Raw genomic sequence first — 22,554 nt, 5'->3', positions numbered from 1 at the left:
TGCTTCCATCGCGTTAAGTTCTGGAGTGTAGGACGGTGCGGGCCTGCGCAACAAGCGCTTCGGTCATTAAACCTGCATTAAATGGATGCTCAGCCGTGCGCGCCTCTTGCGCCAGCGACCTGGCCCACCGTGCCAGCACCATTGCAGAGGGAGCTTTGGGCAGGTCTTGCACGGCAAAATACCGCGGTGCGGCCCCTTGCGCCACACACATCAAGTCATGGCACAGCTTTTGTAGCCATTGCACGATTTCGGGTTGTGACATGTCCGAAAAAATGGCCACATCGCCCGCAGCAACCGCTTTGGGCAAGCGCTGAAACACATCCAGCCCCTTGCCAGCCTGCGCCATTGCCCAGGCATCCAAAGGACGCCCGCCCGCCGCACGCAGCCAGGCGTGTGCATCATCGGCCTGCAAGCCTTGCTGCTGCAGCCACTGCAGCATTTGTGCCTCTGCCGGCCACAGCATGGTGTGCGCCAAGCAACGGCTGCGAATGGTGGGCAGCAATTGGTGGGCCGCTTCTGTGGCCAGTACAAAGCGCACATCGCCCGGCGGCTCCTCTAGTGTTTTGAGCAGTGCATTGGCGGTAATCGCATTCATCTGCTCGGCCGGGTACACCAGCACCGCCTTGCCTCGCCCGCGAGCGCTGGTGCGCTGGGTGAACTCCACGGCATCGCGCATGGCATCCACACGAATTTCTTTGCTGGGCTTGCGTTTTTTGTCGTCAATATCTGCCTGCGCCTTTTCGCTCAAGGGCCAGCCACGCGCCAGCATATCGGCCTCTGGCATCAGCACACACAAGTCAGCGTGCGCGTGCACATCCACACTGTGACAACTGGTGCAATGCCCACAGGCACCCTGCTCAGTGGGCTGCTCGCACAACCAGGCGCGCACCATGGCCATGCCCAGCTCAAACTGCCCCATGCCTGATGGCCCTTGCAGCAGCCATGCATGACCACGCTGCGCAAGCAAGGCTTGGCGTTGCTGCTGCAGCCAAGGGGCCAGCATTCCCGTTGTTTCACTCACGCCGCGGCTCCTTGCACACCTTGGAGGTAGCCACGCGCTTGCAGCACATCCGCCACCTGCTGCCAGACAGCCTCGCGAGGCTGGTGGGCATCAATGCGGGCAAAGCGCTGAGGTGCAGCCGCACAGCGGCGTGCGTAGCCCGAGGCGACCGCTGCAAAAAAGTCTTGTGGCTGCGCCTCAAACCGATCGGGCACGCGCGCAGCCGCCAAACGCTCTGCGGCCACGGCGGCCGGCAGATCAAACCAGATAGTCAGGTCAGGCTCACGCATCAACTCGGCGTTCAAGCCGCTACCCGTCTGAGCCATGCGCTCTAGGGTTTGAAGTTTTTCCCAATCGAAACCACGCCCTGCACCTTGGTAGGCAAAAGTGGCATCCGTAAAACGGTCACTGACGACCACTTCACCCCGGACCAAAGCTGGCTCAATCACCTGCACCAGATGATCGCGACGAGCAGCAAAAGCCACCAGCGCTTCGGTCAACGGATCCATGGCATCGTGCAGCAGCAGGTTGCGCAGCTTTTCAGCCAAAGGCGTGCCTCCCGGCTCACGCGTCAGTGTCACCGTACGGCCGGCATCCTTGAAGGCTTGTGCCAGTGCAGCAATGTGCGAGGATTTGCCCGCACCATCAATGCCTTCAAAGCTGATAAACAAGCCAGTGCTGGGGGTGTTGTTCAAAACCAAATCCCGATCTCTATAAGTTCTGCGCGACAAAGAAAGCATGGGGGCGTGCTGTAGCAGCGCCTCCTCAATTGCCGCCACGGATGTAACGGTTGACTGCGCGATTGTGCTCATCCAGATTCGGACTGAAATGGCTCGTGCCATCACCGCGCGAGACAAAATAATAGGCTTTGGTCGGCTCAGGGCGAACCGCAGCCATCAATGACGCCTTACCGGGCACCGCAATGGGTGTGGGCGGCAAACCAGCACGCGTGTAGGTATTCCAGGGCGTATCGGTCTGCAGATCACGGCGGCGCAGATTGCCATCAAATGCCTCTCCCATGCCGTAGATCACGGTGGGATCCGTTTGCAGCCGCATGCCCACGCGCATCCGGTTGATAAATACACCGGCAATCTGACCACGGTCACTCGCATGGCCCGTCTCTTTTTCTACGATGCTGGCCAGGATTAGCGCCTCGTAAGGGCTTTGCAAAGGCGTATCTGCCGCACGCTGTGCCCATGCCTCGTCCAGTCTGCGCTCCATCGCATGCAAGGCGCGGCGCAGCACAGCCAGTTCACTGCTGCCCTTGGCATAGGTGTAGGTGTCAGGAAAAAACATGCCTTCCGCAGCCAGCCCGGGCTTGCCCAAAGCGTCCATGATCTGCGCTTCGGTCATTGCAGCGGTGTCATGCTTGAGGAACTCATCCTTGGCAATCTGTGCACGCATCTGGCGGAAGGTCCAGCCCTCTACAAAAATAATTGCTCGCAGGCTTTCCTCGCCACGCACCAGTTTTTGCAGCAAGCTGCGCGGTGTGGTGCCAGCCGTCAGCTCATAGTTGCCCGCGCGAATCTGGCGGTCTTGCCCTGACAGCCGGAACCAGTAGTACAGCCAGCGCGGGTCTGTCTGCACGCCTGCATCCGCCACGGCCTGTGCAACGCCACGCGGGGAGGTCCCTGGCTCAATCTCCAGCTCCAAGCTTGGGCTGGACATGCGCAGCGGCTGGCCCAGCCACCACGCCGCAGCGCCACCCACGGCAGCAGCCACGGCAACCAAAAACAACAGCACTATAAGTAAACGTCGCACAACCTTTTGCATCCTATGAAAAAGATCGGGGATCATAATTCACCCATGACCCAGACTCTCCAAGGCATTGCCCCCATTTCGCATCTGGGCGTCATCCGCGTACAGGGTGATGACGCCGCCAGTTTTTTACATGGCCAGCTGACCAACGACTTTGCGCTGCTGGATTTACAGCACGCACGCTTGGCCGCTTTTTGCTCCGCCAAAGGCCGCATGCAAGCTAGCATGATTGGTTTTAAACGCGCCCCAGACGACATTTTGCTCGTTTGCAGCCTTGATTTGCTGGCGCAAACCCTCAAACGCCTGTCCATGTTTGTGCTGCGCGCCAAAGCCAAGCTCACCGACGCCACACAGGACTTTCAACTTTTAGGCCTGATGGGCAGCGCGGTACCCGATGCTGCGCAAGCTCCCTGGGCAGTCCAGACCATGGGGGATGCGCACCTCGTGCATCTCTACCCTGCAGCCGGGCAGCCACGAGCGCTGTGGGTGGCTCCTGCTGGCACAGCCGCACCACAGGGGCCAGCGCTGAGTGCACAACAATGGCTGTGGACCGAAGTGGCCAGCGGCATTGCCACCGTATCGCTTAGCGCGTACGAATTATTTGTGCCTCAGATGCTCAATTACGAATCTGTGGGCGGAGTTAATTTTAAAAAGGGCTGCTACCCAGGCCAAGAAGTCGTAGCACGCAGCCAATTTCGCGGAACGCTCAAGCGCCGAGCGTTCATCGTGCATGCAGCCAGTGAAATACAAGCAGGTGCTGAAGTCTTTGCCGCCAGCGATGCCGAGCAAGCCACAGGCACCATCGTCCAGGCAGCCCCAGCACCTGATGGCGGCTGGGACGCCATTGTCAGCATGCAAATCAGCTCTGCCCAGGAGGCCCTGACGGCAGGCAGCGCCAATGGTGAGCCGCTGACTTTGCTGCCTCTGCCTTACGCCTTGCTGGAAGACATCTAAGCGTACTGACTGCACAATCCTCAATAACAAGCCACCCTAAGGTGGCTTGTTATTGAGCAATCGACCTATCAGGGCTTGATCGCAATCTTGAGCACTCCATCTCTCTGATTGGCAAACAGGTCATAGGCCTCAACAATGTCATCGAGCTTGCGCTGGTGCGTGACCATCACGCCCAGATCCAGCCTGTTGGCTTCAATCACACTCATCAGGCGTCGCATGCGCTCCTTGCCACCGGGGCACAGCGCCGTACGGATGGTGTGATCCCCCAAGCCTGCGGCAAACGCTGACATCGGAATTTTCAGATCTTCAGAGTACACACCCAGACTGGATACCGTCCCCCCCGGTTTGATCACCTTGATGGCCTGCTCAAACGTCATCTGCGTGCCCAGTGCCTCGATGGCACTGTCTGCACCCCTGCCACCGGTGAGTTTGAGCACTTCAGAAATCACATCGACATTGCGGAAATTCAGCACCACATCCGCCCCCATCTTCTTGGCAATACTCAGACGGTGATCATTGCCATCCACGGCGATGATGGTGGTAGCCCCCAAAAGACGCGCCCCGGCAGTGGCGCATAAGCCAATCGGCCCTTGGGCAAACACCACCACGGTGTCGCCTATCTTGATGTTCGCATTTTCTGCGCCCGCAAAGCCCGTGGACATGATGTCTGGACACATCAGCACCTGCTCATCCGTCAAGCCATCAGGAATGGGGGCCAAATTGGCTTGTGCATCGGGCACCAGTACGTATTGCGCCTGTGTGCCATCAATCAAATTGCCAAAGCGCCAGCCTGCAGTGGCCTTGTAGCCATGACAGCCACACAAGCCGCGCGCAACCAGATAACTGCCATCTTGGCTGGGGTAACCATCTTGGGCAGCATAGCTGTTGAAGTTGGGGCAAATTGCGCCAGCAATCACGCGCTGCCCCTCTTTGTAGCCCTTCACTTCGCTGCCCAGCTTTTCAATCACACCCACAGGCTCATGGCCCACGGTCAAGCCCTTGTCCACCGGATACTCACCCTTCAGAATGTGTACATCAGTACCGCAAATGGTGGTGGTCGTAATACGGATCAGCGCATCGTTAGGTCCAACATCAGGGATAGGTTTGTCAACAATTTCAATGCGCCCTTTTTCCAAAAAGGCCGCTGCTTTCATCATCGCCATACGTCTGCTCCTTACTGTGTGTAAATCCGAGCTGCGCACACGCATTGGTTAGCAACTGAAAACTGCATGTGCTGCCTGTGACATGCTAGGAACATCATGCGCAGCTGCAAGTTTTAAGGGCAAAAAAATGATTCCCATCAAGAAGCTGACAACATAATTAACTGTTTGCCGTACACGCCCAAAAAGCTCGCTAAAATTGCGAAGTTGTTTTGCTAGCCATGCTCGGTCTTCACCAGCAGTCGTTAGCAACTCAAAGTTGGCCAGAGTCCTGAAACATTGCCAAACTACGGAGTTGGCATTTTTTTTCGACATATAATCTAGGTCTTGTCGGCGTGTAGCGCAGCCTGGTAGCGCACTTGCATGGGGTGCAAGGGGTCGCGAGTTCGAATCCCGCCACGCCGACCATTGATATAGAAAAGGGCTAACAGTTCGCTGTTAGCCCTTTTTGTTTTTTATTTTTATTTTTAGTCTGCATTCGCAGACCACAAAGAGCGACAAAGAAATGATTGAAGGTTTGATTACAGGACGCTTGACCACTGACCCCAGCGAGCGCACAGACCGTTTTGGCAAGACGTTCATGGTTGCACGCATGCGCGCAACCGTGGGCGATGGGGGCTTGCGCGCCAACACCGGTGACGGCCCCAGCAGCCTGTTCGTGAATGTGGTGGCGTTTGACCCCGTACCTTGCAGCCAGTTGAGCGAATTACTGGAAGGCGACGTGGTGTCCCTGGTTGGCCCCATCACCCCAAAGGTGTGGACAGACCGTCAGGACATCAGCTACCCAGCATTGGACGTTGTGGCATACCGTGTGATGGCCCTGCCCAAGCCTGACGTGTCTGACTACAACATCTGATCCAAGCGGCTGGCGACGCTCTTCATCTCGAAACGCTATATAAAAATAAAAATATATTCTCTTGGGGAATATGGATGTCGTATTACAGTTCGACATCCATTCTTTGAGAGTTCGAGATGCTCAACAAACGCGTGTTCCTCCAAGCAGCACTGGCTATCGCCACCGCCAGTGCATTTAGCACCCAGGCGCAAGATGTCATCAAGGTTGGCGTCACTGCAGGTCCCCACGCCCAGATCATGGAGCACGTCAAGCAGGTTGCAGAAAAAGATGGCTTGAAAATTCAGATCATTGAGTTCAGCGACTACGTGCAACCCAATGCGGCCTTGTCCTCGGGTGACCTGCAAGTTAACAGCTACCAGCACACTCCTTACCTGGACGCACAGGTCAAAGACCGTGGCTACAAGATTGTCAAGCTGGCCAATACGGTCAATTTCCCCATTGGCCTGTACTCCAAGAAGGTCAAGCAGCTCAGCGAGCTCAAGCAAGGTGCCAAGTTCGGCATTCCCAACGACCCCACCAATGGGGGCCGTGTCTTGCTGCTGCTGCAAGAGCAAGGCCTGATCAAACTCAAACCCAACGCTGGTCTGAAAGCCACGCCACTGGATGTGGTGGAGAACCCCAAGAAATTGCGTTTTGTAGAGCTGGATGCTGCGCAACTCCCGCGTTCTCTGGATGATCTGGATGCCTCTGCCATCAACACCAACTTTGCCATCTCAGCCGGACTGAACCCCAAAAAGGATGCGATTGCTCTGGAGCGCGCAGACGGCCCTTATGTCAACATCTTGGCAGTGCGTGAAGCAGACATCAAACAACCCTGGGCCGCAAAACTGGTCAAGGCCTACCAGTCAGAATCCACCCGCTCTTTTGTAGAGAAGCAATTTCAAGGCTCGGTCCTTCTGGGCTTCTAGACCCGGGTGTTCTGGCACACTTCCTGCAAGCCCTTGGCCTATGTCAAGGGCTTTTTTATTGCTACAGATAAAGCAGCGGTCAACGCGCTTGTCTCCACGCATATAGATACAAAACACATGCACTTAAAGACATACGCTACGCTCCCAGCTATCAAAACCAGAAATGCCTGAATGCACCGCGTCGCTTTTTAAAGACTGTTGCGAAGTAACGGGCGGTGCTAAAATCCGCCCCCTATCGCGCGCGCCAGTGCAAACATGGCAAATGTTCCAACACTGACTGCGCGAAAACGATTTCAAGGCCCCGCTATGCATCACTACATAGCGGGGTTTTTACGTCGCAATGTCACGGTTTCGGTCAACGATACCTGCGGGCAAACGCGAAATCCGATGAAAAAAACAGGCCCACAGAGGCCACTTTTTATGCCAGATGACAGTACACACCGCTTTTCCAACCACGAGCTGCATATGACTCAGCTTCCGCAACGCCCCAAGGCGAAGCCTCCCGAGTTCACCACTCCTTGATTCCTTAAGAGGTAGAGTAAATTGACCACCCATCATGATTCCCGTGGAGTCGCCAAACTCCAAAAGACACTTGTCCTGTGGCAAGTCATCATCATTGGACTGGCTTATATCCAGCCCATGACGTTGCTGGATACGTTCGGCATGGTGTCGCGAGACAGCCTGCAGCACGTCCCCACGTCTTACATGATTGCGTTGATCGCCGTATTGCTGACATCGATCAGCTACGGCCACATGATCCGCAAGCACCCCTCTTCGGGCTCTGCTTATACGTATGTGCAAAAGTCCATTCACCCCAATGCGGGCTTTATGGTGGGCTGGTCCTCTTTGCTAGATTATTTGTTGTCCCCCATGGTCAACATCTTGCTGGCCAACATCTACCTCAAAGAGCTGTTCCCTGATGTCAACCACTGGATCTGGATCATCGGGCTGACACTGATCATGGTCGGCGTAAACCTGCGCGGTGTACGTTTTGTGGCCAATTTCAACAGCCTGATCGTGCTATTGCAGGTGCTGATCATCGGCATCTTCACCTACCTGATCTACACCAAGCTGCACGCTGGCGAGAACGCTCTGGGCAACATCGCCGAGCAAGGCGCTGATGCGCTGTGGAGCTTCAACCCCTTCTGGAGCGCCTCGACTGAAATCGGTGCTCTGGTGACAGGGGCAACCATTCTGTGCTTCTCCTTCACAGGCTTTGACTCATTGAGCTCACTGGCTGAAGAAACCAAAGACACCAAGAAGACTCTGCCCCGCGCCATTTTCCTGACTGCGCTGATCTCCGGCATCATCTTCGTCATCTCCACCTACTTCATGCAGTTGTACTTCCCCGGCAGCCCCGAGCAGTACTTCAAGCTGGTGGACGAAACCCAGCCTGAAATTCTGCTGCTGGTCGGCGGTGCCTTCTTCCAGTCGGTGGTGCTGGCATTTGCCATCGTGACTGTGATGGCTTCCGGCATCTCTGCACACGCAGGTGTTTCGCGCCTGATGTATGTGATGGGCCGCGACGGCGTGCTGCCCAAGAAATTCTTTGGCTATATCAGCCCGAAAAGCTTCACCCCCTCGCTCAACATCTGGCTGGCGGGTGTAATTTGCCTGACCGCCGGGTTCCTGAGCCTGGAATTCGTGGTCGCCCTGATCTCGTTCGGGGCACTCACTGCGTTTAGCTTCGTAAATCTGTCAGTTATCTGCAGCTACTGCTTCCGCGATGGCCGCATGAAGACGCCCAAGGACATCCTGAACTTCTTCGTCATTCCGTTGCTGGGCTTTATCTCGATTGGCGCTTTGTGGCTGGAAGTTGAGGACACCTCACTCAAAGCCGGTGTAGCCTGGGCTGCTGTGGGTATCGTCTACTTGGCGTGGATGACCAAAGGGTTCCGCAAATCCCCTCCCCAGCATCACTTCTCAGACGATGACCTGGAGTAACTCAGACATTCAAGCACGCCGCATTTAACCGGCGTGTCATGTGCACACTGTCATTAATGACCCGGGCTGATTCAGCTGCGGGTCTTTTTTTGCCCATTGGCTACTGCAAGGATGCAAAATTGGTTGATGGCAACCTGGGGCAGAGCGCAGCGCGCACTTGCAAATGCGGCCACGAGGCTGGAATGCTTCAATGCTTGATACACCGCCAGCCCATGCATTGCCATACCAAACGGGCAAATTAAAAAGGTTCACTGCGCACCTCTTCAAACCCGCATTGATCAAAGAAACCAATCCACAACCCTGCGCCTGCGATTATTGGTGCAAGTTTGCAAAACAACTCCCAAGCATCATCGCCCACTCAAGCCAGCCTTCTGGACTTGTCAGCGGCAACTACCTACCTTACAGTAGGTAGTTATGAAGCCAAGCATTTCTCGCCACACGCAAACCGACACGCGCGCACTGATACTGAAGCATGCCCAAACGCTTTTGCTGACTCGCTCGTACACAGGGCTGAGTTTTCAAGATCTGGCCAACCTCGTTGGCATTCGCAAAGCCAGCCTGTACCACCACTTTGCGTCCAAAGAGTTACTTGGCCTTGCACTGATTGACGCAACCGACGCGCGCTTTATGCAATGGACACAAAGCGTACAAAACAGCTCTCCCACCAACCAGTTGCAAGCCTATGTGCAAATGTTCCGCGATGGCATTGGGGCTGGCCAAAAAGTGTGTCCTGTCGGGGCAACTGGCGGTGAATGGGACTGCTTAGAGCCAGCATTGCAAGACCGTATCCGGCAATTGCATCTGTCCCAACTTCAGTGGCTCACAGCCACGACCGCGCAACTGGACACTATCGCAACGTTGAAAAGCAGCGCTTTGCGCCTGCACGACGCTACAGCAAGGGCGCATCTGATTAATGCGCTGTGCCAAGGAGCCCTGCTCAGCGCCCGCTTGCATGGGAACGCACAGGTATTCGATGTCGCTACAGCCCACCTTAACAAACTGCTGCAATAGCGGCACGCTCTATGCACCCAAAGCAAAGCTCACTGGGCTGCATGGGTGCAAGCAACGCATTCAGCGCACGCATGGCAATTTTTTAAATCAGCAACCTACCAACCAATAGGTAGTAAATATGCAGCACACATCCACACCGTTGACCATTACCCCAGCCATTGAGCAAGCCATTGGCTACTTTCTCACCCCACACCGCCCTGCCAAGAAAACTTGGTCGTCCAGCCTGCCACCACTTGAGCTCCAAGCCAAGGCAAGCATCGAGTGGCCAGACGGAGAAAATATTCCATTTGTCTGCCACCGTCTGGGCTGCGGCCCTGATGTTTTGCTGGTGCATGGCTGGGAATCTCAAGCAACCGATTTATGGCATTTGGCCGATGCAATCGCTAAAGCAGGATTCAGCGTCTGGTGCCCAGACCTGCCAGCACACGGTCACTCGTCAGGCAGCATGCTTTCTATTCCACTCGCTACCCAGGCATTGCACAGCATTGCGCACAAAGTTGATCACTTTCATGCCGTCATCGGGCATTCTCTGGGTGGCGCAGTGGTAGTCAATGCATTGGCAACAGGCTTGCCGGCAACCCAGGTCATTGTGATTGCTGCACCTACCCATTACGGAGCTTATGCGCGCCAAGTTGCACATGCGTGCAGCCTGTCAGACAGTGACACAACGCAAATGCTTGATCGGCTGGAAGAAATGACAGGCACACACCCTGACCGCATAGCCATTCCTGAACAAGCAGCCACATTGAATCAGCGCTGCCTGTGGCTTCATGCCAATGACGATGATGTAGTGCCGGTAGAAGAAGGCATTCAAGCAGTAAATGCATGGAAACACGCCGAACTGCACCGATTCGATAACCTGGGGCACTTTCACATTCTCCAGGATGCAACCGTCTGCCACCAGCTACTACAAGCTTTGGCACGACATTCATGACGCTTGATGGCGTCACGGAAAATGCCGGTACTGACCAGCAAACCGCCTGGAAAAAGATCCATCGCACACCATCAAGTCACTACCGCAGGTGAAGTTCACCCGTTTTAAAAAAGTTCTTACTCGCGGGTGAAATGAAAAAAATTCGATAACACCGCCAACAATGGCTCAAAAACAGCTAATAACTGGCCTACGTGCGGGTTTACTCAGGCAATGGAGACACCCAAGACACCCGTGTGCTGGCACACTAGACTATGGTTCAAATTGCTGATGACTATGGATAAGGATTCCCATGCCACCACAAAAGACCGCAGCTCTACCCAGCAGCGACACCCAAGCCAAGAAGGCTCGCAAAACGCCCGTGAAGATTCAAGCACAAACCGTGATACCTGAAGGACTCAAAGTTCAGGTGCATGAGCGAAAATCACCACCGGACAATTACCCCATCTGTAACGGCACAAGCTTCGAACCTTATCGCCCTAAAACTTGGGGGCGCTAACTTTTACAAAGGCCCGCCTAGAGCGGGTTTCTTTTTTTGCAACCAGCCCTAAGAAAGCCCAGCTATCAGCTACCGAGTCTGCGCGCCTCACTGGCTAATGTGAATGCATCACTCAAATCACAGCCTGCAGCGCCAGCATGAATATGTGCACTACGTGCCTGGCGCAAAATTTTGACGGCTTCTGCGTTGAAAGCAAGCAGTGAGGCCTAGCGATTGGCTTGCATTCACGCCATCGTGCTTCAAACTGCACCATGCCCAGCCTTGTCCATCGCTGCAACACAGGCAAAACCTGTCAACCCCAGAAAGACAAAAGGACTTAGCTGATCTCTCAGCTAAGTCCTTGAATCAATGGTCGGAGCGGCGGGATTCGAACTCGCGACCCTCTGCTCCCAAAGCAGATGCGCTACCAGGCTGCGCTACGCTCCGACAAGACTTAGATTATATGCAATAAAAATCGGGCAAATTCGAAAAACTGAATTTATTTCCCTCTGCCCAAGGATTCTTCTCGAAATTAACGCGATGAAGGGCCTGGTCCGCGGTTGGGCAAGTGACGGAATGTGATGCGGCCTTTTGTCAGATCGTAAGGCGACATTTCCAAAGACACTTTGTCTCCCGCCAGGATGCGAATGTGGTGCTTACGCATCTTGCCACCGGTGTACGCAATCAACTGGTGACCGTTTTCCAAGGTCACGCGGAAACGCGAATCAGGCAGGACTTCAGTCACAGAGCCTTGCATTTCAATCAGTTCTTCTTTTGCCATGTTCAATAAACTCGTTAGGAATAGGTATCTGCTAGCGGCGCCTTTGTTTCACCCCATATACCTATGGCGAGGACTCTGTCGCAATGCAAGAGTACAAAGTTTGCACCGTGCATGAACAGAAGTTCTCAACGGAAATGCGGCATATCTAGCTGCAAAACAGCTGTTAATTGTAGCTGTTTAGACATATTTCGAATGCAAGCCAGCAAAGCTACTCTGGAAGAACCCATCAAATAGTGAGTACATGGGCAGTGCTGATGCCGCAGTACAACAGCTGATTCTCTCAGCTACGCTCGGGAACGCTGATTGCACCGCTGAGGGCGCGAATCAAGTCTGTCTGGGTCACGATGCCAACCAGCTTCTTGTGTTCATCCACAACCGGCATATGGTGACAACCTCCGGCAGAAAACAAGGGCAGCAAATCGACCAGCAAACAGTCAGACCGGACCACTTGCGCTCCACTGTCCATCAACGCTTCAACTTTTGCTTTACTTGCACTGCGCCCGGTTACCAAATGGCGAATGCGCTGCGCCATACCCTCTGAGGCATCCAAAGTTGCCTGTCGAACGAAATCTGATACTGCCAGCATCCCAAGGACTACCCCGTCTGCATCCACCACGGGCAACGCCTTGACTCGCTCTTGGCGCATGAGTGCCCACGCCTCTTTTTGAGGCACACCAGGCTCAACAGCGAAAACAGGCCGAGACATGATGTCCTCGCAGCGCAAATTACCAAAATTGCGATTAAAAGCAGAGCGTCCTGCAATATGCAGCAACCCTTCTAGATCCGATCGGCTAACGTCCAGCACTTGGTTGTAGTGCTTCAGCGCCGCATCCAAGTCTTCAGGAGCAAAGACATCGCTGCCATCAGGATTGAATGCGCGCTTCAAGCTGTGTTGTGGATGCGGGTAACGCTTGCCTGTCACTGCGTTGTAGAGCACCGCACAGACGACCAGCACCGCCACATTAAAAAAAATGGGGAATGCAATCAAAGTCACGCCATTGACATGCTCTAGCACGACATAGGCGGCAAAACCTGCTCCAGGAGGATGCATGCACCGCAGAGGCACCATCAACATCACAGACAACCCAACTGCCACAGCACACGCAATCGCGGTATCCGATATTGACGCCTGCACGGCAGCACCGATCAAAGCAGACAGAACGGTTCCCATCAGCACAGGCCATGGCTGCGAAAGCGGACTGGCAGGCATGCCAAAAAGCAAGACAGCGCTCGCGGCCAGCGAAGATGTCATCCACATACTGTTTGCTTCTCCGCCCCACCAGCGAGAAAGCAATCCCGTGACCAGCAGTCCAAAAGCAATGCCTACAGACATGCGCAATGCCTCGGCGTACCCCACTCGCACAGATGCAGGCAAAAAATTTCTCAGCCACAGCCCCCAGCGACTCAGCTGCGCACGGCTGGCATCCAAAGTATTTGCAGAATTTGCAGAAGAGTTCTTGAAAGGGTCAAGCATTAAGCACCTCAAAGCATCCTCTCAAGCCACCAGCCAAAGATTCGCACAGATAGATCACGGCCTTTGATTGTGCCGTCCACCTAACTGCTTGGTATCAAACCTAGGGATGACCTTAGACGCTACCGATAGAATCCATTCCTTTGCCTCTTACTCAATCATTACCCGTGTCTGATCGCATCTCGGTCCTGCCCCAATACCTTCTCCCCAAGCAAGCCCTTACCCGGCTCATGGGACGTCTGGCCAATTTGCAAGGAGGCGCTGCGACTACAGCTGTCATTCGGTGGTTTATCAAGCGCTATCAAGTCAATATGGCAGAGGCGCTCAACCCGGATCCAGCCTCCTACCCTAGCTTTAATTCATTTTTCACGCGCGAACTTCAGCCCGATGCGCGCCCTTTAGCCAATGCCGCGTGGATCTGTCCTGTCGATGGTGCAGTCAGCCAACTAGGCGCAATCAAGGGTGATCAGATTTTTCAGGCCAAAGGGCACCATTACTCGACGCAAGCGCTTTTAGGTGGCGATGCACAATTGGCAAGCCAGTTTCAAGACGGTCACTTCGCAACCATCTACTTAAGTCCTCGTGACTACCATCGCATTCACATGCCATGCGCAGGCAAGTTACTGCGCATGATTCACGTTCCTGGCGATTTATTCTCCGTCAACCCGACAACCGCACGCGGTGTCCCAGGCTTATTTGCGCGCAATGAACGGGTTGTGTGCATTTTCGAAGGACCTTTTGGACCTTTTGCCATGGTGCTCGTAGGGGCTACCGTGGTTGGCAGCATGGCAACGACATGGCATGGCGTGGTGAACCCGCCCCGCCCTGGAAAAGTACGTGACTGGCAATACGAAAATCAAGACATTCAGCTGCCTCAAGGCGCAGAGATGGGTCGCTTTTTACTCGGCTCAACCATCGTCCTTTTGACGCCCAGTAACACCCTGCAATTTAACAACACCTGGCAAGCCGCAACTCCTGTGCGCCTGGGTGAGGCCATGGGCAGCCAGAGTGCCCAATAAATAAAAAGCTCCGATTCGGAGCTTTTTATTTATGCGTTACAGATACCAGTTCAACGCTTCCGGGCGTCGCGTGGTCGTGAACCAGGTTGGCACCAAACTTAACCGATCAGGTTTGACTGGTTCTTCCTTGCCAACCAAATACACCATCATTTCACGGCGACGTAAAACAACATGGCTTACAGTTTCCTGCCGATTGCCTTCTATCACTTGGACACCTGGCTTGAAAACTGGCATTTGAAACATGCTGGACCGCTCATGGTGCACGTGAGCAGAATCTGCGGAATCGGGGCTAACTAGCAACATAGGAGCATGCCTTCATAGATACGAACACCGTTCATATCGACACCTGACACAAAAAATTAAGTGTTTTTTCTAAAAGAATGCCTATTTCCGGTATCCCATTGAGATCAAAGTGAATCCATGAGCACTGCAGCCCGCCTACGCCCTGATAACTTCACGCTGGCTTTGGCAAGTACCGTCCTCCTTGCAAGCTTGCTGCCAGCATCTGGCCAGTTCGCAAATGCCCTGGAGAAAATCACAAATGCCGTCATTGTTTTACTTTTCTTTTTGCATGGCAGCAAGCTTTCTCGCCAGGCAATCTGGACTGGCATTAAGCACTGGCGTCTGCACCTGCTGGTGACGGTCACCACTTTTTTATTCTTTCCGCTACTTGGCTGGCTACTGCAGCCCATGCTCAGCCACCTGTTGCCGCAAGAGCTGGTGCTGGGGGTCCTCTTTTTATGCACACTTCCAGCGACAGTGCAGTCGGCCATTGCCTTGACCGCGCTTGCGCGAGGCAATGTTCCTGCTGCTGTCTGCAGTGCCTCAGGCTCTACGTTGATGGGTATAGTTTTCACCCCATTTCTAGCAGGCATCTTGCTGTCGTCCTCGGCCCACATTGACATCACCTTGGACGCTTTTGTCAAAATCGCCATGCAGCTGCTTTTGCCTTTTGCTGCAGGCCATTTGCTGCGTCCGTGGACAGAAAAAACACTTCAACAGCTTGGCAGCAAGATCAAAATTGTGGATCAAGGCTCTATCTTGCTGGTGGTTTACACCGCTTTTAGCGGCGCAGTGATCGCAGGACTTTGGCAACAAATGCCATGGACAGCAATGCTTGGCTTGTTTGCCGTCTGCGCACTCATCTTGGCCTGCTCAATGAGCTGGTGCATCTGGAGCAGCCGCCGTCTGCACTTCAGCACCGCTGATGAAGCCACTGTTGTCTTTTGTGGCGCACAAAAGAGCTTGGTGAGCGGAATTCCAATGGCTCAGGTCTTGTTCTCTGCCGCAATGGTTGGCCCCATGGTTCTGCCCGTCATGCTTTTTCACCCGATGCAGCTCATGGTGTCAGCGGCCGTTGCAGCACGTTATGGCCGCAAAGAAGGCAGCCCTCAAATCTAGCGCAAAGAAAGTGGTTGACGAGGCCTTCAGTCCAGCAAATGCCGGTCAGCCAGAAGTTTAAGAACCCCAATGTCCTTTGCCTGGCAAGCTTCTTAGCATGTTGGTGGTCTTTGGTGCACCTGCACTGCTTACACCCCAACCTTTCTAAAAGGGAAAAAAGGAAATAGTCCTATGCTCAAGAGAATCATTGCGGTCTTCTTTGCCTTGTATGCAGCACTTGCATTGGCGGCTGTCGATGTCAACAAAGCCAGCCACGCTGACCTGACGCAAGTCAAAGGCATCGGCCCTGCCACTGCCACACGCATCATGGATGCGCGCAAGCAAGGCCCATTCAAAAATTGGGATGACTTGATTGGTCGCGTTAAGGGTATTGCACAGACCTCTGCCGGCAAGCTCTCTGAAGAAGGCCTAACCGTCAATGGTCAAGCTTACAAAGCCCGACCTGCATCTTCCAGCAAACCAGCAAGCACTACAGAAAAATCAGCAAAACCTGCTCAAACTGCAGGCAAAAAACAAGAGAAGAGTTGAATTTCTCCTTTATGCTTACAAAGCGCCCGCCCTTGGCGGGCTTTTTTTATCGCTGCGTTACATAGAAAACCCTTTGTAGCTTAAGTTTTCATAGCACTCGAAGAGACCACTGCCCCATAGAATAAAAATTCATGCCTCTGATCTCGCTCATTCTTCTCCCCTTTATCGGCAGCCTTCTAGCCGCCGTTTTGCCTGCGAACGCACGGAATACCGAATCCACGCTTGCGGGAATCATTGCTCTTGCCTGCGTCATACAGGCCGCCCTGTTTTTCCCAGAAATAGCAGACGGAGGCGTGATACGCCAAGAATTGGTCTGGTTGCCTGCGCTTGGGCTGAATTTTGTCGTCCGCATGGATGGTTTTGCATGGATGTTCAGCATGCTGGTGCTTGGCATTGGCTCTTTAGTGGTGCTTTATGCGCGCTACTACATGTCACCAGCAGATCCTGTGCCACGGTTTTTTTCGTTCCTTCTGGCATTTATGGGGGCGATGTCTGGCGTTGTTCTTTCCGGCAACATCATTCAAATGGTGTTCTTTTGGGAGCTAACCAGCCTCTTTTCGTTCTTACTGATTGGCTATTGGCACCATCGCCAAGATGCACGCCGTGGTGCACGCATGGCTTTGACCGTGACGGGTACAGGTGGGCTGTGCATGTTCGCGGGCATGTTGATCCTGGGTCATATCGTTGGAAGCTATGACTTAGAGAACGTTTTGGCAGCAGGTGAACAAGTCCGGGCACACGACCTGTACACCCCCATGCTGGTTCTGATCTTATTGGGCGCCCTGACCAAAAGCGCTCAGTTTCCTTTTCATTTTTGGCTGCCCCATGCCATGGCAGCGCCCACACCCGTATCTGCTTACCTGCACTCAGCCACGATGGTAAAGGCAGGGGTCTTTCTGATGGCCCGTCTATGGCCAGTGCTGTCCGGAACGGATGAGTGGTTTTGGCTCGTCGGCGGCGCCGGAGCCATTACCTTGCTGCTGGGTGGATTTTTTGCCATGTTTCAGCGAGATCTCAAGGGATTGCTGGCCTATTCCACGATTTCTCACTTGGGCTTAATTACTTTGCTGCTGGGGCTCAATAGTCCTTTGGCGGCAGTGGCAGCGGTGTTTCACATCATGAACCACGCCACGTTCAAAGCCTCGCTGTTTATGGCAGCTGGCATTGTCGACCATGAAAGCGGCACCCGCGACATGGACCGGCTGTCCGGGCTGCGCAAGATGATGCCTGTCACAGCGACCTTAGCCTGTGTTGCCAGCGCAGCCATGGCAGGCGTTCCATTGCTTAACGGATTCCTGTCAAAGGAAATGTTCTTTGCAGAAACCGTTTTTGTCGATGCAGATCACTGGGTCAGCATCGCACTGCCACTGGCGGCGACCATTGCGGGCATGTTCAGTGTGGCTTACTCGCTGTGCTTTACCGCTGATGTTTACTTTGGCCCCAAAGCCACTGATTTGCCACGCAAGCCTCATGAACCGCCCCATTGGATGCGTGTTCCGGTTGAGCTGCTGGTGCTGATCTGTTTGCTCGTCGGCATCTTCCCGGCCTGGGCTGTTGGTGATTTCCTCAACGCTGCGGCACTGCCTGTGGTGGGCGGCAACCTGCCTCACTTCAGCCTGGCCGTGTGGCACGGCATCAATACGCCATTGATCATGAGTGTGGTGGCCTTGATTGGCGGCATTGTGCTGTACACCGCATTGCATTGGTTACGCAAGCAAGGCGTACTCAAAGACGGCGTACCACTTTTATTCAATCTCGACGGCAAGCGCATCTTTGAAAATGTGATGGCTCGCCTGACGCTGCTTGCACGAGATACCCGGCGCTTGCTCAATACACAGCATCTGCAATGGCAAATGCTGTGGCTGGTATTGGTCGCGTTGGGCGCTGGTGTGCTGCCATTGTGGATACGTGGGCTAGAACTCGGCAACCGCGCTAACTTGCCTTTATCACCGGCCTTCATCTTGCTGTGGACGGTGGGGAGCCTATGCGCCCTGGCAGCGGCATGGAAAGCCAAATACCACCGGATGGCTGCGCTGATCATGCTCGGCGGTGCTGGCCTGTGCACCTGCATCACATTCCTGTGGTTTTCTGCACCCGATCTGGCCCTGACGCAATTGGTCGTTGAAGTTGTCACCACCGTACTCATCTTGCTGGGTTTGCGCTGGCTCCCCAAACGCGACAAAAACTTGCGCATCCCTGTGTTGTCCACCGAGTTAACGGCGCGCGCCCGCCGCATGCGCGACTTGCTGATTGCCTTGGCTGCAGGCGGCGGCGTGGGCTGGCTGGCTTTTGCCATGATGAGCCGCCCTTTCCCGGAGAGCACATCGACCTTTTTCCTGGAACGCGCACTGATTGAAGGTGGCGGCACCAACGTTGTCAACGTGATGCTGGTGGACTTCCGAGGCTTTGATACCTTTGGTGAAATTGTTGTGCTGGGTGTTGTGGCCCTGACGGTTTATGCATTGCTGCGCCGTTTCCGGCCTGCACGCGAAACCATGGACATTCCAGAGCAGCAACGCTATGTGCCTGGTGACTTGCAAACCGATCTGATCAACCCGCGTCACGCTACCGATACTGCCGTAGGTTATTTGATGGTGCCTGCGGTGCTGGTGCGCTTGCTGCTGCCCTTTGCCACGCTGGTTTCAGTCTATCTCTTCATGCGCGGGCATAACGAGCCCGGTGGTGGCTTTGTGGCGGGTCTGGTCTTTTCCGTTGCGCTACTGCTGCAGTACATCATTTCGGGAACGCACTGGGTCGAAGCACACATGCCGCTGTTCCCTCGCCGCTGGATTGGCTTTGGTCTGTTGTTCGCCATCTTGACTGGCCTTGGATCACTCGTCGCGGGCTATCCATTCATGACAAGCCACACCTTCCACTTCAGCTTGCCTTGGCTGGGTCAGATTCACCTGGCCAGTGCTACGTTCTTTGATATAGGAGTCTTTACCTTGGTTGTGGGTTCTACCCTGCTGATTTTGACGGCCATCGCTCACCAGACGGTGCGCGGCCATCGCTACCACGCACGTATGCAAGAAGAGCAAAACGCTCGCGAAGGGGATCGTTAATGGAAACCGTTCTAGCGATTGCCATCGGTGTACTGGCCGGCTCAGGAGTCTGGCTGCTGCTGCGCCCTCGTACCTTCCAAGTGATTGTGGGCCTTTCTTTGCTGTCGTATGCAGTGAATCTGTTCATTTTCAGCATGGGCCGTCAAGGCCTTGCCATCGACAAAGAACCCGTGCTGCGACCCGGTATCCCAGAGACATTGGCACACTACGCCGACCCTATGCCCCAAGCCTTAGTACTCACCGCGATCGTGATTGGTTTCGCGATGACTGCACTTTTCTTGGTGGTCCTGCTCGCTTCTCGCGGCATGTCCGGCACCGACCATGTGGATGGCGTGAAATCTCGTGACATGCAGGAGATGCCATGAGCTTGGTTCTCGAATGGCTGGCATCTCTGATGCCGCATCTCATGCTTGCCCCCATTGTGCTGCCCATGCTGGTGGCAGCCATCATGCTGCTACTCAAAGAAGAGCAGCAACAGGTCAAAATGGTGATGAACGTTGCAGCTACTGCGCTGGGCCTTCTGGTCTCGGTTGCGCTGCTGCTATGGACCGACCAGGCTGGCTCCAGCACCACCATGGGCGTGTATTTGTCTGGCAACTGGCAAGCTCCCTTCGGGATTGTGCTAGCCGTTGATCGACTGACCGCATTGATGCTGGTTCTCTCTTACAGCATTGCCTTGGCTGCCAGCCTTTTTTCCACTGCACGGTGGCACAAGGCAGGGGTGCACTTTCACCCCTTGTTCCAGTTGCAGCTCATGGGCCTGTCAGGTGCGTTTCTCACGGCTGATTTGTTCAATTTGTTTGTGTTCTTTGAAATCATGCTGGCAGCCTCTTATGGCCTGCTGCTGCATGGTTCTGGCCGCATGCGCGTGCAAGCTGGTTTGCATTACATCGCCATCAACTTGGCTGCGTCCTCGCTGTTTTTGATTGGTGTGTCCATGTTGTACGGCCTGACCGGCACGTTGAACATGGCTGATTTGGCCCAGGCCATTCCCGAGGTCTCGGCCGCAGACCGCGGCTTGCTGCACGCCGCAGCCGGCATTCTGGCCACTGCCTTTTTGATCAAGGCTGCCGTCTGGCCGTTGAACTTCTGGCTCGTTCCCGCCTACAGCGCAGCAACTGCCCCCGTGGGTGCTTTGTTTGCCTTGATGACCAAGGTCGGGATCTACACAATTTTGCGTTTGTGGACGCTCATGTTCTCCAGCGAAGCTGGGGACTCCGCCCTCTTTGGTTCAACATGGCTCATTGTGGGCGGTATGGTCACCATGGTGTTTGGCGGCATTGGCACATTGGCAGCCACACGCCTGACCCATTTGGCCGGGTACGCGGCCATTCTGTCTTCAGGCACCTTGCTTGCGGCCATTGGCTTTGGGCAGAACATGTTGACCGCAGGTCTTTTGTATTACCTGCCCAGCTCCACGCTGGCGGTTGCCATCTTGTTCATGCTGGCTGACATCATGGACCGCTGGCGCAACGACGGCAATGTGGATATTGATGATGAGGAAGCCCCCTTCCTCAACTCTGAGCTGGTTCCCACTCAGAGCCTCAATCTGGATGAAAACGAGCAAGTCCTGATTGGGCGAGCCATTCCTGCATCGGCAGCGTTTTTGGGTCTGGCGTTCATCATGTGCACCCTGGTGGTCGCTGGCTTGCCACCGCTGTCCGGGTTCATTGGAAAATTTGCCATGCTCAGCAACCTCATCAACCCAGTCGGCCTTGGGCAGTCAGCGGGCTATCAGGCCGGGCACTGGGGCTGGGTGCTGATGGCGCTGATGATTGGCACCGGTCTGCTGGCACTGATTTCTCTGACTCGCGCAGGCGTTCGCCATTTCTGGGCGACCCATGAACGTGGCACCCCTGAGCTGCGCATCTCCGAGGGGCTGCCCATTGCCGCCCTGATGGCGCTGTGCATCGTGCTGACCGTCAAGGCGGACTACGTGATGCAATACACACAAAATGCGGCCAACACACTGCATTCGCCAGATATTTATATTCAAGCAGTGATGGAAACCCAGCCCATTGCGAACCCAGCACCTGCGGCACCCACCACCGCAGCACCGGGAGCCAAGCCATGATGAAATTAATTTTTCCAGCGCCGCTGCTGTCTGTGGCTTTGTTTGTGCTGTGGCTGCTATTGAACCACTCGGTCAGTGCAGGCCACCTCGTACTGGGTGCATTGCTGGGGCTGCTCATTCCTGTACTGACACGAGGTCTTCGTCCTTTACCAGTACGTGTGCGCCACCCCTGGATTATTTTCAAGCTGGCTATCACCGTGGTGGCAGACACCTCTGTGTCCAACTTTCAGGTCGTGCGCTTTTTGCTCTTCCCATCGTTGCGTAAACACCCGGCCGCATTTGTGCACATTCCTTTGCAGTTGCAAGACCCCAATGGCCTTGCCGTGCTGGCCATGATCACCTGCATCACACCTGGTACCGCATGGGCCGAAATATCGCGCGACCGTTCTATGCTGCTGCTGCATGTTCTGGAAGTCGAGGATCCGCAAATCATCATTGACCATGTCAAAACCAAGTACGAGCGCCCACTGATGGAGATCTTCGAATGAGTCAATGGCTGATGTGGGCCTTGTCCGCTGCCCTGTTTCTGCTGGTTCTGGCCATGGCCTGCACGCTGACGCGCCTGCTCAAAGGCCCATCTGCCCAAGACCGGGTGCTGGCTCTGGACTGCATGTACCTCAACGGCATGCTGGTCATGCTGGTGCTGGGCATCATGTACAGCTCTTCCATGTACTTTGAGGCGGCGCTGCTGATCTCCCTGTTCGGCTGCGTCAGCTCTACAGCCATGGCCAAATTTTTGCTGCGTGGCGAGGTGATTGAATGAACGAAGTTCAACTGCCCATGTGGGCCGAGGTTCTGATTGCCATTTTTGTTCTGGGTGGCGCCACTATTGCCTTCCTTGGCTCGCTGGGTTTGATGCGCTTAAAAAGCTACTTTGAACGCGTGCATGCGCCTTCCATCATTGCCACCATGGGATGCTGGCTGATCATGTGGGCCACATTTGTATTTTTCAGCGCCACCGGCCAAGGTCTGGCGCTGCATGCACTGCTGATTGCCGTATTCATCGCCGTGACCGTGCCTATCACCACCATCTTTTTGATGCGCGCAGCACTGTTTCGCGCGCGTAGAGCTGGCCGTGATGTACCGCCCAGCGTCAGTCGTGTCGTGCCCAATCAGCCACAGGCAGAAGAAGCGTCTAGCGCAGAGTCTGAAGCACCCAACAAATAAGCGGCCATCGCTGATCCGCACAATGGGCAGCGCCAGCTTTCATCTAAAAAA

23 protein-coding genes and 2 tRNA genes are annotated in these 22,554 nt (G+C 54.7%); 17 read left to right on the top strand and 8 right to left on the bottom strand.

The features are described 5' to 3' along the window. Positions 1–13 precede the first annotated feature (13 nt). From holB to mltG, 3 genes are read right to left on the bottom strand one after another with little or no spacing between them, the layout of a single operon-like run. Positions 14–1,003 carry a DNA polymerase III subunit delta' gene (gene holB / locus IB213_RS09610; protein WP_192407123.1) on the bottom strand — a complete coding sequence of 330 codons (990 nt, stop codon included), beginning with the start codon at positions 1,001–1,003 and terminating at the stop codon, positions 14–16. Positions 1,004–1,017: 14 nt separating this feature from the next. Next, entirely contained in the window at positions 1,018–1,740 is a 723-nt protein-coding gene (gene tmk, locus IB213_RS09605; RefSeq protein WP_192406120.1) for a dTMP kinase, read from the bottom strand. 25 nt (positions 1,741–1,765) lie between these two features. Continuing rightward, positions 1,766–2,797 carry an endolytic transglycosylase MltG gene (gene mltG, locus IB213_RS09600; RefSeq protein WP_192406119.1) on the bottom strand — a complete coding sequence of 344 codons (1,032 nt, stop codon included), beginning with the start codon at positions 2,795–2,797 and terminating at the stop codon, positions 1,766–1,768. Positions 2,798–2,806: 9 nt separating this feature from the next. Here mltG and IB213_RS09595 point away from each other — a divergent pair, with 9 nt between their 5' ends. After that, positions 2,807–3,712 carry a folate-binding protein YgfZ gene (locus IB213_RS09595; RefSeq protein WP_192406118.1) on the top strand — a complete coding sequence of 302 codons (906 nt, stop codon included), beginning with the start codon at positions 2,807–2,809 and terminating at the stop codon, positions 3,710–3,712. 68 nt (positions 3,713–3,780) lie between these two features. Here the strand turns inward: IB213_RS09595 and IB213_RS09590 are convergent, their stop codons facing one another. Further along, positions 3,781–4,875, bottom strand: a complete 1,095-nt coding sequence (locus tag IB213_RS09590) for an NAD(P)-dependent alcohol dehydrogenase (RefSeq protein ID WP_192406117.1) — start codon at positions 4,873–4,875, stop codon at positions 3,781–3,783. Between the two features lie 328 nt (positions 4,876–5,203). Between IB213_RS09590 and IB213_RS09585 the strand changes: the two genes are divergently transcribed. The 7 genes from IB213_RS09585 to IB213_RS09555 all read left to right on the top strand — a co-directional run bounded on the left by IB213_RS09585 (position 5,204) and on the right by IB213_RS09555 (position 11,021). Continuing rightward, a tRNA-Pro gene (locus IB213_RS09585) sits at positions 5,204–5,280 on the top strand. Positions 5,281–5,377: 97 nt separating this feature from the next. After that, entirely contained in the window at positions 5,378–5,728 is a 351-nt protein-coding gene (locus IB213_RS09580) for a single-stranded DNA-binding protein (protein ID WP_191723884.1), read from the top strand. 116 nt (positions 5,729–5,844) lie between these two features. Continuing rightward, positions 5,845–6,636 (top strand): MetQ/NlpA family ABC transporter substrate-binding protein, encoded by a 792-nt coding sequence (locus IB213_RS09575; RefSeq protein WP_191723883.1) that lies wholly within the window; start codon positions 5,845–5,847, stop codon positions 6,634–6,636. 543 nt (positions 6,637–7,179) lie between these two features. Next, positions 7,180–8,580, top strand: coding sequence for an APC family permease (locus IB213_RS09570; protein ID WP_225214193.1), 1,401 nt, complete (start codon positions 7,180–7,182; stop codon positions 8,578–8,580). 414 nt (positions 8,581–8,994) lie between these two features. Further along, entirely contained in the window at positions 8,995–9,591 is a 597-nt protein-coding gene (locus tag IB213_RS09565; protein ID WP_192406116.1) for a TetR/AcrR family transcriptional regulator, read from the top strand. Positions 9,592–9,709: 118 nt separating this feature from the next. Beyond that, a complete protein-coding gene (locus IB213_RS09560; protein ID WP_192406115.1) occupies positions 9,710–10,525 on the top strand; it encodes an alpha/beta hydrolase in 816 nt (271 codons plus the stop codon). A 289-nt stretch (positions 10,526–10,814) separates the two neighbouring features. Then, positions 10,815–11,021, top strand: coding sequence for a hypothetical protein (locus IB213_RS09555; protein ID WP_191723880.1), 207 nt, complete (start codon positions 10,815–10,817; stop codon positions 11,019–11,021). 349 nt (positions 11,022–11,370) lie between these two features. Here the strand turns inward: IB213_RS09555 and IB213_RS09550 are convergent. The 3 genes from IB213_RS09550 to IB213_RS09540 all read right to left on the bottom strand — a co-directional run bounded on the left by IB213_RS09550 (position 11,371) and on the right by IB213_RS09540 (position 13,255). After that, positions 11,371–11,447, bottom strand: a tRNA-Pro gene (locus IB213_RS09550). A gap of 85 nt (positions 11,448–11,532) precedes the next feature. Further along, positions 11,533–11,781 carry a translation initiation factor IF-1 gene (infA, locus tag IB213_RS09545; RefSeq protein WP_191723879.1) on the bottom strand — a complete coding sequence of 83 codons (249 nt, stop codon included), beginning with the start codon at positions 11,779–11,781 and terminating at the stop codon, positions 11,533–11,535. Between the two features lie 280 nt (positions 11,782–12,061). Further along, positions 12,062–13,255 carry an HPP family protein gene (locus tag IB213_RS09540; RefSeq protein WP_192406114.1) on the bottom strand — a complete coding sequence of 398 codons (1,194 nt, stop codon included), beginning with the start codon at positions 13,253–13,255 and terminating at the stop codon, positions 12,062–12,064. A gap of 164 nt (positions 13,256–13,419) precedes the next feature. Between IB213_RS09540 and asd the strand changes: the two genes are divergently transcribed. Continuing rightward, complete coding sequence (gene asd / locus IB213_RS09535) at positions 13,420–14,271, top strand: archaetidylserine decarboxylase (protein ID WP_192406113.1); 852 nt, start codon at positions 13,420–13,422, stop codon at positions 14,269–14,271. A gap of 36 nt (positions 14,272–14,307) precedes the next feature. Here asd and IB213_RS09530 read toward each other — a convergent pair whose 3' ends face one another. After that, positions 14,308–14,514 carry a hypothetical protein gene (locus IB213_RS09530; RefSeq protein WP_225214190.1) on the bottom strand — a complete coding sequence of 69 codons (207 nt, stop codon included), beginning with the start codon at positions 14,512–14,514 and terminating at the stop codon, positions 14,308–14,310. A gap of 177 nt (positions 14,515–14,691) precedes the next feature. Here IB213_RS09530 and IB213_RS09525 point away from each other — a divergent pair, with 177 nt between their 5' ends. From IB213_RS09525 to mnhG, 8 genes are all read left to right on the top strand, one after another. Then, complete coding sequence (locus IB213_RS09525) at positions 14,692–15,672, top strand: bile acid:sodium symporter family protein (protein ID WP_192406112.1); 981 nt, start codon at positions 14,692–14,694, stop codon at positions 15,670–15,672. 171 nt (positions 15,673–15,843) lie between these two features. Beyond that, on the top strand, positions 15,844–16,200 hold the full coding sequence (locus tag IB213_RS09520; RefSeq protein WP_192406111.1) for a helix-hairpin-helix domain-containing protein: 357 nt from the start codon (positions 15,844–15,846) through the stop codon (positions 16,198–16,200). A 131-nt stretch (positions 16,201–16,331) separates the two neighbouring features. Further along, positions 16,332–19,262 (top strand): monovalent cation/H+ antiporter subunit A, encoded by a 2,931-nt coding sequence (locus IB213_RS09515; RefSeq protein ID WP_191723873.1) that lies wholly within the window; start codon positions 16,332–16,334, stop codon positions 19,260–19,262. Then, complete coding sequence (locus IB213_RS09510; protein WP_191723872.1) at positions 19,262–19,627, top strand: Na+/H+ antiporter subunit C; 366 nt, start codon at positions 19,262–19,264, stop codon at positions 19,625–19,627. The genes IB213_RS09515 and IB213_RS09510 overlap by 1 nt, the downstream gene beginning before the upstream one ends. Then, a complete protein-coding gene (locus IB213_RS09505) occupies positions 19,624–21,336 on the top strand; it encodes a monovalent cation/H+ antiporter subunit D (protein WP_192406110.1) in 1,713 nt (570 codons plus the stop codon). Before IB213_RS09510 ends, IB213_RS09505 begins: the two co-directional genes overlap by 4 nt. After that, entirely contained in the window at positions 21,333–21,824 is a 492-nt protein-coding gene (locus tag IB213_RS09500; protein ID WP_191723870.1) for a Na+/H+ antiporter subunit E, read from the top strand. The genes IB213_RS09505 and IB213_RS09500 overlap by 4 nt, the downstream gene beginning before the upstream one ends. Continuing rightward, the gene (locus tag IB213_RS09495) at positions 21,821–22,099 is read left to right on the top strand and encodes a K+/H+ antiporter subunit F (protein ID WP_191723869.1); all 279 of its coding nucleotides are present in this window, start codon (positions 21,821–21,823) and stop codon (positions 22,097–22,099) included. The genes IB213_RS09500 and IB213_RS09495 overlap by 4 nt, the downstream gene beginning before the upstream one ends. Next, entirely contained in the window at positions 22,096–22,503 is a 408-nt protein-coding gene (gene mnhG, locus IB213_RS09490) for a monovalent cation/H(+) antiporter subunit G (protein WP_192406109.1), read from the top strand. The genes IB213_RS09495 and mnhG overlap by 4 nt, the downstream gene beginning before the upstream one ends. Positions 22,504–22,554: the final 51 nt, after the last annotated feature.

This window comes from Comamonas sp. CMM02 (assembly GCF_014851485.1).
Lineage (GTDB): Bacteria > Pseudomonadota > Gammaproteobacteria > Burkholderiales > Burkholderiaceae_C > Comamonas > Comamonas avium.
Note: the sequence above shows the minus strand (reverse complement) of the source record. Positions and strands in the feature narration are given on the sequence as shown.

What these genes read in the sequence shown, in the direction of transcription:
- IB213_RS09555 (WP_191723880.1), top strand. Translation starts at nt 10,815, where the DNA reads ATGCCACCACAAAAGACCGCAGCTCTACCCAGCAGCGACACCCAAGCC.
- infA (WP_191723879.1), bottom strand. Translation starts at nt 11,781, where the DNA reads ATGGCAAAAGAAGAACTGATTGAAATGCAAGGCTCTGTGACTGAAGTC.
- IB213_RS09525 (WP_192406112.1), top strand. Translation starts at nt 14,692, where the DNA reads ATGAGCACTGCAGCCCGCCTACGCCCTGATAACTTCACGCTGGCTTTG.
- IB213_RS09595 (WP_192406118.1), top strand. Translation starts at nt 2,807, where the DNA reads ATGACCCAGACTCTCCAAGGCATTGCCCCCATTTCGCATCTGGGCGTC.
- IB213_RS09560 (WP_192406115.1), top strand. Translation starts at nt 9,710, where the DNA reads ATGCAGCACACATCCACACCGTTGACCATTACCCCAGCCATTGAGCAA.
- IB213_RS09530 (WP_225214190.1), bottom strand. Translation starts at nt 14,514, where the DNA reads ATGTTTCAAATGCCAGTTTTCAAGCCAGGTGTCCAAGTGATAGAAGGC.
- mltG (WP_192406119.1), bottom strand. Translation starts at nt 2,797, where the DNA reads ATGATCCCCGATCTTTTTCATAGGATGCAAAAGGTTGTGCGACGTTTA.
- IB213_RS09515 (WP_191723873.1), top strand. Translation starts at nt 16,332, where the DNA reads ATGCCTCTGATCTCGCTCATTCTTCTCCCCTTTATCGGCAGCCTTCTA.
- tmk (WP_192406120.1), bottom strand. Translation starts at nt 1,740, where the DNA reads ATGCTTTCTTTGTCGCGCAGAACTTATAGAGATCGGGATTTGGTTTTG.
- IB213_RS09500 (WP_191723870.1), top strand. Translation starts at nt 21,333, where the DNA reads ATGATGAAATTAATTTTTCCAGCGCCGCTGCTGTCTGTGGCTTTGTTT.
- IB213_RS09510 (WP_191723872.1), top strand. Translation starts at nt 19,262, where the DNA reads ATGGAAACCGTTCTAGCGATTGCCATCGGTGTACTGGCCGGCTCAGGA.
- IB213_RS09495 (WP_191723869.1), top strand. Translation starts at nt 21,821, where the DNA reads ATGAGTCAATGGCTGATGTGGGCCTTGTCCGCTGCCCTGTTTCTGCTG.
- IB213_RS09575 (WP_191723883.1), top strand. Translation starts at nt 5,845, where the DNA reads ATGCTCAACAAACGCGTGTTCCTCCAAGCAGCACTGGCTATCGCCACC.
- IB213_RS09540 (WP_192406114.1), bottom strand. Translation starts at nt 13,255, where the DNA reads ATGCTTGACCCTTTCAAGAACTCTTCTGCAAATTCTGCAAATACTTTG.
- IB213_RS09565 (WP_192406116.1), top strand. Translation starts at nt 8,995, where the DNA reads ATGAAGCCAAGCATTTCTCGCCACACGCAAACCGACACGCGCGCACTG.
- IB213_RS09505 (WP_192406110.1), top strand. Translation starts at nt 19,624, where the DNA reads ATGAGCTTGGTTCTCGAATGGCTGGCATCTCTGATGCCGCATCTCATG.
- IB213_RS09580 (WP_191723884.1), top strand. Translation starts at nt 5,378, where the DNA reads ATGATTGAAGGTTTGATTACAGGACGCTTGACCACTGACCCCAGCGAG.
- mnhG (WP_192406109.1), top strand. Translation starts at nt 22,096, where the DNA reads ATGAACGAAGTTCAACTGCCCATGTGGGCCGAGGTTCTGATTGCCATT.
- IB213_RS09590 (WP_192406117.1), bottom strand. Translation starts at nt 4,875, where the DNA reads ATGGCGATGATGAAAGCAGCGGCCTTTTTGGAAAAAGGGCGCATTGAA.
- holB (WP_192407123.1), bottom strand. Translation starts at nt 1,003, where the DNA reads ATGCTGGCCCCTTGGCTGCAGCAGCAACGCCAAGCCTTGCTTGCGCAG.
- IB213_RS09520 (WP_192406111.1), top strand. Translation starts at nt 15,844, where the DNA reads ATGCTCAAGAGAATCATTGCGGTCTTCTTTGCCTTGTATGCAGCACTT.